The sequence below is a fragment of the Candidatus Binatia bacterium genome (genome assembly GCA_036382395.1).
Lineage (GTDB): Bacteria > Desulfobacterota > Binatia > HRBIN30 > HRBIN30 > JAGDMS01.
Genome location: DASVHW010000229.1, coordinates 1 through 12,360, shown reverse-complemented (window position 1 = coordinate 12,360; position 12,360 = coordinate 1). Strand labels below are relative to the sequence as shown.

General features: G+C 62.5%; 11 protein-coding genes. 7 read left to right on the top strand and 4 right to left on the bottom strand.

The genetic code is table 11. The features are described 5' to 3' along the window. Positions 1-763: 763 nt before the first annotated feature. Positions 764-1,513, bottom strand: coding sequence for a GntR family transcriptional regulator (locus VF515_10560; protein HEX7408074.1), 750 nt, complete (start codon positions 1,511-1,513; stop codon positions 764-766). A gap of 157 nt (positions 1,514-1,670) precedes the next feature. Here VF515_10560 and VF515_10555 point away from each other — a divergent pair, with 157 nt between their 5' ends. Beyond that, entirely contained in the window at positions 1,671-2,384 is a 714-nt protein-coding gene (locus VF515_10555; GenBank protein HEX7408073.1) for a fumarylacetoacetate hydrolase family protein, read from the top strand. A gap of 38 nt (positions 2,385-2,422) precedes the next feature. On the opposite strand, the gene VF515_10550 is transcribed toward VF515_10555, so the two are convergent. The 3 genes from VF515_10550 to VF515_10540 all read right to left on the bottom strand — a co-directional run bounded on the left by VF515_10550 (position 2,423) and on the right by VF515_10540 (position 5,941). Further along, complete coding sequence (locus tag VF515_10550) at positions 2,423-3,619, bottom strand: M24 family metallopeptidase (GenBank protein ID HEX7408072.1); 1,197 nt, start codon at positions 3,617-3,619, stop codon at positions 2,423-2,425. A gap of 115 nt (positions 3,620-3,734) precedes the next feature. Continuing rightward, positions 3,735-4,673: an ABC transporter substrate-binding protein gene (locus VF515_10545; GenBank protein HEX7408071.1), complete on the bottom strand. Its 939-nt coding sequence runs from the start codon at positions 4,671-4,673 to the stop codon at positions 3,735-3,737. Positions 4,674-4,705: 32 nt separating this feature from the next. Continuing rightward, complete coding sequence (locus tag VF515_10540) at positions 4,706-5,941, bottom strand: MFS transporter (protein ID HEX7408070.1); 1,236 nt, start codon at positions 5,939-5,941, stop codon at positions 4,706-4,708. Between the two features lie 500 nt (positions 5,942-6,441). On the opposite strand from VF515_10540, the gene VF515_10535 reads away from it, so the two are divergent. The 6 genes from VF515_10535 to VF515_10510 all read left to right on the top strand — a co-directional run bounded on the left by VF515_10535 (position 6,442) and on the right by VF515_10510 (position 12,354). After that, complete coding sequence (locus VF515_10535; GenBank protein ID HEX7408069.1) at positions 6,442-7,263, top strand: polysaccharide deacetylase family protein; 822 nt, start codon at positions 6,442-6,444, stop codon at positions 7,261-7,263. 34 nt (positions 7,264-7,297) lie between these two features. After that, a complete protein-coding gene (locus VF515_10530) occupies positions 7,298-8,257 on the top strand; it encodes an acetamidase/formamidase family protein (protein ID HEX7408068.1) in 960 nt (319 codons plus the stop codon). 115 nt (positions 8,258-8,372) lie between these two features. After that, positions 8,373-9,224 carry a branched-chain amino acid ABC transporter permease gene (locus tag VF515_10525; GenBank protein ID HEX7408067.1) on the top strand — a complete coding sequence of 284 codons (852 nt, stop codon included), beginning with the start codon at positions 8,373-8,375 and terminating at the stop codon, positions 9,222-9,224. 26 nt (positions 9,225-9,250) lie between these two features. After that, the gene (locus tag VF515_10520; protein ID HEX7408066.1) at positions 9,251-10,195 is read left to right on the top strand and encodes a branched-chain amino acid ABC transporter permease; all 945 of its coding nucleotides are present in this window, start codon (positions 9,251-9,253) and stop codon (positions 10,193-10,195) included. A gap of 2 nt (positions 10,196-10,197) precedes the next feature. After that, complete coding sequence (locus tag VF515_10515) at positions 10,198-11,448, top strand: penicillin-binding protein activator (protein ID HEX7408065.1); 1,251 nt, start codon at positions 10,198-10,200, stop codon at positions 11,446-11,448. Between the two features lie 150 nt (positions 11,449-11,598). After that, a complete protein-coding gene (locus tag VF515_10510; protein HEX7408064.1) occupies positions 11,599-12,354 on the top strand; it encodes an ABC transporter ATP-binding protein in 756 nt (251 codons plus the stop codon). The last annotated feature ends 6 nt before the right edge of the window (positions 12,355-12,360 follow it).

Genomic DNA, 12,360 nt, shown 5'->3' with positions numbered 1-12,360 from the left:
CGCGGATGACCAGGTTGGCATCGGGCGAGCGCGGGATGCTGTCGAGTTTCAGATTGAACCCCTTACCGTCGCGGTGGGACCAGGCGGCGCCGATTTCGAGCCAGGCGCCCTTCGCTCGACCTTCCTTCTTGATGATGACCGCGTAAATGCGTCGTCCGGCGATTAGTGGTGGTTTCAGTGGTCATATTCTGTCCTTTCGGTACTTGAGACCGCCGCCATGGCGGCCTCGATGCCCGTTCACAGGCCGAGGCGATCAAGCGGGGCTGTCACAAGCTGGGCGTCAGGCCACACGAAAGGGCGTGGAGCTGCACAAGCCACGAGCGCGGAAGCAAACGGATTTGATCAACACCGCGCGCGTCGGCAGAACAGGGGCATTCTAAGGGGACGCTTGCTTGGCGCGACTTCACCCGCCGAAAGGACGGTGACGCGCTGAAACGCGCTCGCGCTCCGGTGCCATGCGCCGTCGATTCAAGAGTAAGGAGGCGATTGCAGACTGGCGGTAGCAGTCAGACGTCGAGCATATGCACACCGTTCGCGCGCATTTCACCGAGTGTCATGGGAGTTAGATTTTGCATTCGCTAAGATCGTTGGCTATGGGGCTAAAGCCAAGCGCACCATCCGAGAACATCGGCCTCGATAGCTGCGAGGCGCATTCCGCCGCCGGCATTCGGGCCGCTGGCGCGGCAGTGGAAGAAAGATCGTGTCCGTCGCTCGACGCAATTGGGCGATTGTCTTTGAAACAACCTGACGCATTTGCGAACGCTCAGCCGGAATCGCCGCCAGGGTTTGGCCGGCGCGCCATACTGCGCACCATGGACACCTTGACGGACAGGACGTGCTGACGCATCAGCTCTTCCGCTTGCCGCGGTTCCCGACCGAGGATCGCCTCGTAAATCTCGTGATGCGCGCGATGCCGCTTCCGCACATCCGCGACATCGAATGCCACCACGTTGTGGGCTGCCGCCTGTGGCATGCGCTGGCAGAGGCGGATCACGTCACTGAGCAGTGTGGAGCGCGCCGCGTCGTAGATGGTCGAATGAAATGCCTCGTTGAGCCGGGCGTAGGCAGCCCGCTGAGTTGCGGGAGGCGACCGCCGCGACAGGACCGCGTCTCCGTTCTCCAGGGTCTGCTCGATCAGGCGTCGCGCCTCGTCGTTGAAGCCACGCTCGGCTGCCAGCCGCGCCGCTAGCCCCTCGGCCAGCGCGCGGACCTCGTAGGCGTCCACAATCTCCGACAGCGGAAATTCGCGAACCACGAAACCTTTGTTGGCCCGGTAGCGCAGCAGGCCTTCGCCGGCGAGCATATGCAGCGCGGCGCGAATCGGCGTCCGCGAAACCTTCAGCTGCCGGCTGAGATGGACTTCGTTGAGGCGGCTTCCGAGCGGGTATTGGCCGTCCAGAAGCGCCTGACGCAGATGTTCGATGAGCCAAGCCGAGCGCGTCAGACCGTGCCGTTCGGTGGCGGCCGACGACGACTTTCGTTTTGCAGACCTGCGAACCTCATCTAACCGCATCCGACGCCGCCGTCCGTGCTGGTCGCATAATCTCATATTTTAGCATGCCTGCCGCTCAGGGCGCCATCATCAACTGTATACATTTTGCGCTTGACCACGCTACTCTGTATTCATCATGATTACGTGTGTTGTGGCACGCTCGAACAGAGGGGCACGAATGAACAGTGGTTCGGAACACGGGTTCCTCTTCGATCATGAGGTTCACGCTCTTGCGATCATCGGATCGGACCGGATGTTCCCGGTCCGGCGTATCTATTGCGTCGGCAGGAACTATATCGAACACATACGCGAAATGAAGGAAGCGGACGAACGGGACCCGCCGTTCTTCTTCCAGAAGCCGTCCGATGCCATCGTGCCGGATGGCGGCTTGATCTCCTACCCCATGCTCACCGCTGACTTCCAGCATGAGATCGAACTGGTCGTTGCAATCGGACGTGGCGGGCGAACGGTCGCGGTCGACTCGGCGGCCGAATTAATCTTCGGCTATGCGGTGGGTCTCGACATGACGCGGCGAGACCGGCAACGTGAGGCGCGCGAGCGGTCTCTGCCATGGGAAATCGGAAAGTCCTTCGATCAGTCCGCGCCGTGCGGACCGATACACCCGGTGTCGCGGGTGGGCCATTTCCACAAGGGTGCCATAACCTTGGCGGTGAACGGGATCGAACGGCAACGGGGTGATCTATCGCAGCTCATATGGAGCGTGCCCGAGATCATTGCCAATCTGTCCCACCACTACGAATTGCAGGCCGGCGACTTGATCTTCACCGGCACGCCCGCCGGCGTCGGCCCGCTGGTTCCGGGTGATCATCTGGAGGGCGTCATAGAAGGCTTAGGCACCCTCCGGATCACCATCGCAGGCAAGCCGGGCTGATCAGCGTTCGGTCAGGAGGGCTCGCGCGTGCAATCCGGTCAGCCCGCGATGCTTACCGTGTCGAAGCCTAGCGGATATTGATGCAGCGTTTCGACGCCGGTGTCGGTTATCACCAGCAGTTCTCCCACCTGCACGCCGGCCTTGCGGTTGTGGGTGACGACATTGGGCTGGACGACGACAGTTTGCCCCCGGCTAAATGGCTCCGGTGGAATCGGGCCGGCCGGCCGGCTCTTCGTTCCCAGGATCGGCGGAAGATACCCGCCGCCGAATCCGTGCAACAGATCGTCGATAATCGTAAACCCCGCCTGCTCGATCACGCCGGATGCTTCGATGACCTGTAGCGGTGTTGCACCGGCCCGAAGGACGTGCGCAATGGCGTCAAATGCGGCCTCGGCGGCGGCGTAGAGGTCTCGATAAAGCTGGTTCGGCGGTTCGCCCACCGTGAAGCTTCTCAGGACTTGTCCGGGGTAGTCCCAGAACGAGGCGCTGATCTCCGCGCAGACGACGTCTCCAACAGCTATACAACGCCGCGAGGGAAACTGGCGCGGCACCGGAACCGCGGGATCGTGCATCGATGTGGTTCCAACGAAGTGGATGTAGTGCCCCCCGCCTAGCGGCACGTAGGCCTGCTCGATCAAAGCGCCGAGTTCCTGCTCGCTGATCCCCGGCCGCAGGTTGTCGCGCAACGCCGCCATGCCGAGATCGGCGAAATAAGCCCCGATCCGCAGCCAGTCGAGCTCCTCGTCCGATTTGACTTGGCGGGTCCGAGTATAGACTTGGTTGAGATCGGCTGGCGGACCGAACGCACTGGCTAGCGCGGCATGCTGCGCATAGGAAAAAGGGCCGATGAAGGCGACCCGGCCCGCCCGCGCACCTCTCTTCCTGAGCACCTCGATCGCCGACGCGATCGACGACGCTCCGCCCCACGCGACGTCGGCCTCGTGCGCTATTATGCTGGCCAGTTCCGCGTGATTGACGAACTGCACGAACAGCGCATCTCGATCACCGGAGCTGCAGACGCCGACCGCCTCCGCCGTCACCGGCCACTGCGTCAGCCACTGCACGATCGAGCCGACGCGGTTCGCGCCACAAAACACCAAATGATCGCACCGGGCATTACGCAACATCTCTGTGATGACGCCTCGCCGGCGCGTCATCTCCTCGGCGGAAAACTGCGGGTATTCGGTCGTAGAAAGCCGGGCGAGCCGATCCGGCAGCGGAGGAATGGGTGTCATATGGCGCAACTCACGTAATCAAGCGCTCGGGCCGTCCCGGCGCGGCAAGGAGGACGCGTGGGCCGAAGACGCAAACGACGGTGGCGCGATGGCCGAGGCGATTCTTAACAGCGCCTCAGCCCATCGCTCGCTGGAAGTAACTCAGGTCGCAGTACTTCATCGGTTCGTCCAGACGCTTTTGCGGCTCGCCGTAGCGGCTGCGCAAGTCGAGAACGCAGGCCATTCCCTCTAGGTCGATCTTGCAGTCGCGGAAGAACCCATCCTGAGGGTCAAGCAGCTCAGAATAGCTCGCCTCCGCCGCTCGCTGCGGCATCTGCGGAAGATTCCGCCGCAGGATCGCGACCGCCTCCTCCCGGTTTGCGGGATCGTAAAGCCAGGCGATCGCCTCGCGGTAGCCGCGAATGAAGGCGACGACCTTGCCCTCGTTGTCTCTTGCCCAAGATCGCCGCGCGGCGGAGACGTTGCCCTGATAGTGGCCGAGAACCGCGGTCGCCTTGACCAGCTCCGTCAGGCCCTGATCTTTGGCAAGGAGATTGTAAGGGGCCGACAGCATCGTGGCGTCTTCGTTGCGAGCTACCAGGCTGTTGAAGCGCTCGACCATGCCGCCGACCCGCTTGATCTGGTATGTGCCGCGCTCCAGCCCGTTCCGGCGCAGGATGTCAAACAGGACGAATGCGTAGCCCGTCGTTAGCGCATCGACCGACAGCAGCCGCCCGGCGAGTTCCGGAATCGTGCTGACCTCGGGGCACGCGACCAGGCTCAAGAATCCGCTGTCGCTGCCCATGAAGGCGAAGAATTCCGGCTGAGGCCCGATTGGCGCCTCACCCTGGCCCTCGACGTAGGCGACGATGTTGTCGACCGCCGTCATCGCGATATCGAACTTGCCTTGTGAGAACTCGGTCATCTGCGTGATCGAATTCGGCGTGCCGGACACCGAAATGGCAATTCCGTGCCGGGTGAAGATGCCTTTGTCGGCCCCAACGTACAGGCCCCAGTTGAACCCGCCGGGAAAGACGTTCACCCTGATTTTGTCCGAGGTCCGTGCGTCGGACATATCGCGCCTCCATTTCCTGCTGCCGACCCGCGTCAGTTGCGCTGGGCCATCAGCCCGGGCCTCAGAGCGAACGACAAGGCCGCCGCGATCACGCACAGCATCACTAGTTGAGTGTTGGTGGCCGTCGGCCAGCCGAACTGACGGGCGAGCCAGCCGATCATGTAGCCCGCCACTGTCGCGGATCCGTACAGGCTGGTCACAAATATGCCCGACGCGCGGCCGGTCAGGGCGCTCGTCACCGACTTGACGTGGTAGCCGGCAAGGTTGACGAAAATTGTGCCGCTAAAGGCGGTTCCGAGCAAGAACGAGAAGGTGGCCTGGACGGCGAAGCTGGGCGGGCCGTTGAACAGCACGACGCAGATGGCCGCCGCGAACAGGAAGGCGATACTGAGGACGACGCGGGGGGAAAACCGGTCGCCGAGCCATCCGGCGCCGAGCGAAACTAGGACGCCAAGCCCGTACGTGCTCATGACCTGACCGATGTCCGTGGGCGCGTAATGCAATTGCTCCCGCAGGAACGTCGGATACATCCCGAGATAGCCGTAGATGGCGAGGCCGAACAGCACCGTCTGCACCGTGAGGACTACGGTGTTGCGGTTGCTCAGCGTTGTGGCGCCCCCGACGTTCTGGTCCTGCTTCTTGGTTCCTCCGACCTCGCTCAGCCACGGACGGACCGCGACGGCGACCAGAATCATCACGACGAAGCCAAGTACGCCATATAGGATCATCGGCGCACGCCAGGTGCCGTAGCTCACAAGCAGGCGAGTTCCGAGCCATGGCCCGATAATCGCGCCGAACGCATAGGCATAGTTCAAGGTCCCGAGACCGGCCGCGCGATAACGCGAGAAATAGCTCGAGAAGATCGCCAGCAGCGCGGTCAACTGCATCGCCTCACCGATTCCGGTGACGGCGCGGTAGAACAGCATGTCCGCGTAACTGACCGCCAGGACGGTGATAACTGTCCCGGCCGAATAGATGAGCATTCCGATCTGCGTCACGGTTTTGCGCGAATAGCGCGACATAAGATAGCCGGTCGGCAGCCCAGCGACGGCCATTCCGAGCGTGAAGATCGTCGACAGCAGCCCGGCTTCCGGGAGACCGATTCCGTATTCGCGGCGCACGTCGGTCAGCAGGAGCGGAAACAGCACCCGGTCCATTCCATTGACAGTGTAAGAGCAGATCAGGATGGCGATCGCGATCGCGGCGAAGATGATCGTCCCTCGGCTCTGCGGCTGGCCATCCTGTGACGGTGCACGATACTGTTCCATCGAAATTCCCCGGTTTCGTTGTTGGCCGGCTCCTGCGAGAGCCGCAATGATAAAAAATGAGAGGAGGATGGGCCGCGCCGGACATTGGTCGATCCCGCGGGCTATGCGCTGCGCGAATCGTACGGCCGAGCGCGGATCAGCCTCGGGACCTCATGTTCAGGGCGTGGATCTGACAAGCCACTTGAATTGTTATGTACACATCCGAGTGGCGTCAATAATAAACTGTGCACAATATGGGCGAATTCTTTTCGTCTGCACGTCGCCGTCGTTCTGATCCGATACCACGCCGCGGATGCGCTTTCTAATTGCTCAATAAACCTAAAATGGATACACTTTTGGCTCGCACTCTGCCGCCCCCGCCGAATGCCGTTCAGAAGACACATCGGCCAATACGGCCCTGACTAGGAAATCCAGCGATGCTCAAACTGCCGCGCCACAACCGCTACGACTACGTACCGATCACCAAGCGGCAGCACTACTCCTGGCCCGGCGGAAAGCGCTTGGCGTTCTACCCCGCGCTAAACATCGAGCATTTCGCTTTTCAGGCAGGGCGCAGGCTCGACCCCCAGTATGGTTTCAACGTCACACCGAGTACGCGCAACTATGCCTGGCTCGACTACGGAAATCGGATCGGCAACTGGCGCTTCTTCGAGCTGCTAGACGAGCTGAAGCTTCCGGCCTCGATCCTGCTCAATTCCTCGGTCTGCTACGAATACCCGGACATCATCGAGAAGATCAAAGAGCGTGGCGACGACGTTCTCGGCCACGGTCGCTCCAACGCCGAGACCCTGGGGGGGCTGTGGGAAGACGACGAGCGTCGGCAGATCCAGGAATGCGTCGACGTCATCACCAAGCACGTCGGCGTGCGGCCGACTGGATGGATGGGCGCGGGCGCAGTCGAGTCTGGCGTGACGCCCGACCTGTTGAAGGAGTGCGGTTTCACCCATCTGCTCGACTGGCCGGTCGACGACCAACCGATCTGGATGAGAACGCGCGCTGGCCCGATTCTCTCGGTGCCCTATCCGATGGAGCTCAACGACGCCGGCACGCTGGCGTTGCGCCATCATACGGGGCGCGACTTCGCGGACATGGTGGTCGATCAGTTTGAGGAACTGCTGGAGGCCTCTGAGAAGCAGCCGCTGGTCTTTTCGATCGCTTTGCATGGCTACATCCTTGGCCAGCCGATGCGGTTGCGCCCCCTGAAGCAGGCCCTCAGGCACTGTGTGCAGCACAAATATGCCGACCAGGTCTGGTTCACGCGCGCAGGCGATATCGCCAAGTGCTGCCACGAGATGAAGCCAGGAATAATCCCTGGCAGCTGAAGCGTCGGGCCCCCAGACAGGACGCGTGTCAGTGATGTTAAAGCAGAATTCGCAAATCAAGGTGCTTAAGGCGACCCCCGCGACGGTCCATTGGGGTTATCTCGATGCCGCGATCCCTCCCGCTCTCACCATAGATTCAGGGGAGCAGGTGCGGATCGAATGCGTCACCGGCGGTCCGGAATGGCTGCCGCCGGCCGACCGCGGCTTCGATCTCCTTCCGGATCTCCTCGAAGTCATTCACAAAGTGAAAAAGGGCTCGGGGAATCATATATTCACAGGACCAGTTTACGTCCGCGGCGCCGAGATCGGCGACGTGCTGGAGGTGAAGATCCTCGACATCGAGCTGCGCCAGAACTGGGGTTGGAACATCTTCCGCAGCTACATGGGCACCGTTCCCGAGGACTACCGCTATACGCGTCTCATGCATGTGGCGCTCGATCTTCAGTCCAAGATCGCGTTGATGCCCTCCGGCTTCAGGATCCCGCTGGCGCCATTCTTTGGCCAGCTTGCAGTCGCCCCGCCGGCCGCCGTCGGGCGGCAGAACAGCAAGGAGCCGCGTGAGTTCGGCGGCAACTTGGATTGCAAGGAGCTGACGTCGGGCAGCACCATCTATTTGCCGGTCTGGAACGTCGGAGCCCTTTTCTCCACTGGTGACGGTCACGCCGCCCAAGGGGACGGCGAGGTGAACGGCACCGCCATCGAGACGTCGCTTGCCGGGACCTTCGAGTTCGTCGTGCGCAAGGACCTTGGGTGGAAGATCCCGCGGGCGGAGACCCCTACACACTACATCACGTTCGGGCTCGATCCGGACCTCGACGACGCCGCGCGGCAGTGCCTAAAGGAGATGATTTCCTGGATCATCGCCCTGACCGGTATCCACAAGGACGAGGCCTACAGCCTGTGCAGCTTCGTCTGCGACCTTCACGTCACGCAGACGGTGAACAACGTCAAGGGCGTGCACGCAATGCTGCCGAAGAGCGTCCTGGTCAAGTGACTGCCGGCAGCCGGAGGGCCGACGGGCAGATCAGAAGTGCTCCGATGCGGTCGGGATGGAGATCCCATGGCCCGACCGCATGCTGTCAGTGGACAAACTATAGGTTGAGCCATCGATGACCGCATTCCTGGCTTTGAACAGCGCGAGTTTTGCGGCGCTCCTCTTCGTGGTGGCGAGCGGGTTCACGCTGATATTCGGGCTGATGCGGATCATCAATCTTGCACACGGCGCGCTGTATCTGCTCGGCGGCTACGTCGGAATGGTGATCGGGGTGCGAACGGGCAGCTTCACGCTCGCCGTTGTGGGCGCGTCGGCGGCGGTAGCCCTTGTCGGCTGCCTGGTCGACGTTGGGCTGCTGCGTTTCGTCAAAGACAACGCGCTTCGCCAAGTGCTGCTCACGCTCGGCGTTGCGATCGTGCTTGACGACATCGATCTGGTGATCTTCGGCGGCGACACCTTCACAATGCCCGTCCCGGAATTTCTCGAGGGACCAGTCAGCCTCGGCGGTATGTACTATCCCAAGTACCGCCTGTTCGTGCTGGTCGCCGGCGTCGTGATCTACGCTGCGCTGTGGCTGCTGCTGAACCGCACCCGGCTCGGCTCGCTCATCCGCGCCGGCGTGGACGACGCCGAGATGGTGGACGCCATGGGCGTCGACATCAAGCGGCTGTTCGTCTGCACTTTCATGCTTGGCTGTGCGCTCGCGGGCCTTGGCGGCGTCATGGGCGGCGCGTTCCTGACGCTTTACCCCACAGCCGACTCCGAAATCCTCGTGTTTAGCCTCGCGGTCGTCATCATAGGCGGGCGCGGGAGCCTTCTCGGCGCTGCCATCGGCAGCATCCTTGTCGGTTTCCTCGCCACCTTCGGCCAGGTATGGTTCCCCGAGTTCGCCTATTTCGTGATCTTCGGGCCGATGGCGCTCCTGCTCGCGTTTCGCCCGCTGGGCCTGTTCGGAAAGGCCGCCTAGCCATGGGGACTCGGCGCAACTGGCTCGTGACGATCGCCGTCCTCGCAGGTTTGGCGGCGGTTCCCTTCTTCGTCGGCACCTACAAAACGATGCTGGCGAGCCAGATGCTGATATTCGCCATCCTGGCCATGTCGATCGACGTGCTGGCCGGGTTCGCCGGGCGCACGACGCTGTGCCACGGCGCAATTTTCGGCGTATCGACCTACGTCGTCCTTTACCTGACATCGATCGATGCCAGCTCACCCTGGCTGGCCGCGGTGCTCGGCATCCTCGCCGCCACCCTCGTGGCGGCGATCTTCGCCATCCTGGCGATCCGCACCGCCGGAGTCTATTTCCTCCTACTGACGCTGGCGCTCGGGATGATCATCTGGGGAATCTGTCTGCGCTGGACCTCGGTCACGGGCGGGGAAAACGGTATCCGCAGCACCATCCGGCCCGACTGGCTCCTCGATTCGGCGAACTTCTACTACTTCACGCTCGCCATATTCGTGGTGCTCGCTTTTGCGATGTGGCGCTTCGTCAACTCCCCGTTCGGCCTCAGCCTGCAGGGAATTCGCGAGAGCGAGACGCGTATGCGGGCGCTCGGCTATAATGTCTCTCTGCATCTGTTCATCGGCTTCACCATCTCTGGCTTTTTCGCCGGCGCGGCCGGTGCGCTCTATGCCTTCTTCAACGGCTTCGTCAGCCCGACGACTGTCGCACTCGGTCAGTCGGTTGCGGCGCTGCTGATGGCAATCGTCGGCGGCGTCGGCACTCTGTTCGGTGGGCTCGTCGGATCCATCATGGTCACTGCCGTGCAGGACATTGTCAGCGTCTACACTGACCGCTGGTCGATGCTGCTCGGTCTCATGTTCATTGGCGCGATGGTTTTCGCCCCTGAAGGCATACTCGGTAAAATCAGGACGATGCTTGCCAGCCGGGCGGCGCAGGCGCGGCCCGCAGGAACCCCTCCAAATCAACAAAGGAGATAGTTATGGACCGCCGAAAATTTCTGAAGATGACGGCAGCCGCGGCTGCTACTTCCACGTTGCCCCGGACCGCCGTACGCGCGGCCGATCCCATCCGGATCGGGCTGATGGCGCCGCTCACTGGAGTGGTCGCGGCGGGCGGACGAGAGGTGGTCGACGGGTTCAATCTCTATTGGGCGAAGGCTGGCAAGACCATCGCTGGGCGGCCGATCGAAATTACTATCGAGGACGACGCCAGCAATCCGGACACCGCGCTGCAAAAGGCCCGTCGCCTGGTCGAGCAGTCGAAGGTGCACTTTCTGATAGGCAACATCCTCGCCAACACGGGCTTAGCCGTCGCCGAATATGTAAAGTCGAACGGAGTACCCTACTTCATCCCGATCATCGCTGCTGATGATTTGACGCAGCGCCGGCGCATCGCCAACGTGGTGCGGATCGCCGGCTTCGCCGCCAGCCAGACTACGCGGCCGCTCGCCGACTACGCCTACAAGAAGCTCGGATACCGCAAGATCGTCACGGTGTCGCAGGACTACACCTTCGGCCATGAACAGGTCGGCGGGTTTGCCCAGACCTTCACCGAGGCCGGCGGCACCATCGCGAGTCAGCTGTGGAATCCGCTCAACACATCCGACTTCAGCCCATACTTCGCGCAGATCCAGGCGGCCAAGCCCGACGCTGTGTTCGCGATGGAGCTCGGCGCCGACGCCAGCCGCTTCTTCCAACAGTGGGCGGCGTTCGGCCTCAAGAACACAATCCCGCTAATCGGCGGAAGCAATTTCAGCGACCAGTCCGTGATCCGCACGTCCGGCGCCGAGGTGGACGGCGTACTGACCTCCCATTATTTCGCAGAAGGAAACGACAATCCGGCAACCGTGGCCTTCGTGGCCGAATACCAGAAGGCCTACGGTATCCTGCCATCGTTCTACGGCGCATCGCTCTACCTCGGCGCGATGTGGGTGGCCGAGGCGATCAAGGCCGCGGACGGCAACGTGGAAGACCGGGTGGCCTTCTTGGACGCGATTCGCAAGGTCGTCCTCAACGATTCGCCGCTGGGGCGTCCGGTCCGCCTCGATGCCTACGGCAACCCCGTCTACGACGTGTTCATCCGAAAGGTAACGCGCCGGCCCGACGGAAAGTTCTGGAACACGGTCGTCGAGGTCTATCCCGAAGTGTCGCAGTTCTGGAACTACAAACCGGAGGACTACCTCAAGCAGCCCGCCTACAGTCGTACGTTCCAGGGTATCAAGAAGAACTAGTGGGTCGGGGGCAAGTGGTTGCAGGTCGCGTGATGGCTTCGGCGATCGCCTTTTCACCGGGCCGGACGGGTCCGCTCGTCCGATTCCTGCCGGCCGACGGGCGGCTCGCCGCGCGGCTGCGGCTCTCCGGCATCGGGACTCGTTGACGCCATGACCGACGCGTTACTAACGCTCGAGAACGTCACCGTCACCTTCGGCGCGCTTCGCGCCAACGACAAAGTGTCGCTGGCGGTGCCGGCCTCCCAGCGCCGCGCCATTATCGGACCCAACGGCGCCGGCAAGACAACCCTGTTCAACGCTATCGCGGGCGTCCACCCCGTATCCGGTGGCACCATCACCTATGACGGACGGCGCATCACCCGCATGCGGGTGGACCAGCGCGCCCGCATGGGCATCGCTCGCACGTTCCAGATCACCAATCTGTTCGGCGGCCTGACCGTCGAGGAGAACGTCCAGCTCGCCGCCCGCGGCATCGGACGTCGCAAGTTCTCGCTGTTCGGAACCTGCATGTCCCGGGACGAGGAAGAGGCGACGATCGAGCGCGCCATCGACGACAGCGGTCTCGGCTCCAAGCGTAGCGACCCGACGCGGACTTTGTCGTACGGCGAACAGCGGCAGCTCGAGCTCGCGCTCGCGCTCGTCGCCCGCCCCCGCCTTCTGCTGCTCGATGAGCCGGCCGCCGGTCTGTCGCCGGCCGAGCGCGTCGACATGGCGGCCACCATCCGCGCGCTGCCCCGCGAGATGACGCTGATCCTCATTGAGCACGACATGGATCTCGCGCTGCGACTTGTCGACTATGTGACGTGCCTGTACGACGGAAAGGTTCTGGTCGAGGACGTTCCCGCTAACATCCGCAGCAATTCCGAGGTCCAGGAAATCTATTTGGGCAAGGCACGCCATGCTTGAGGTGCG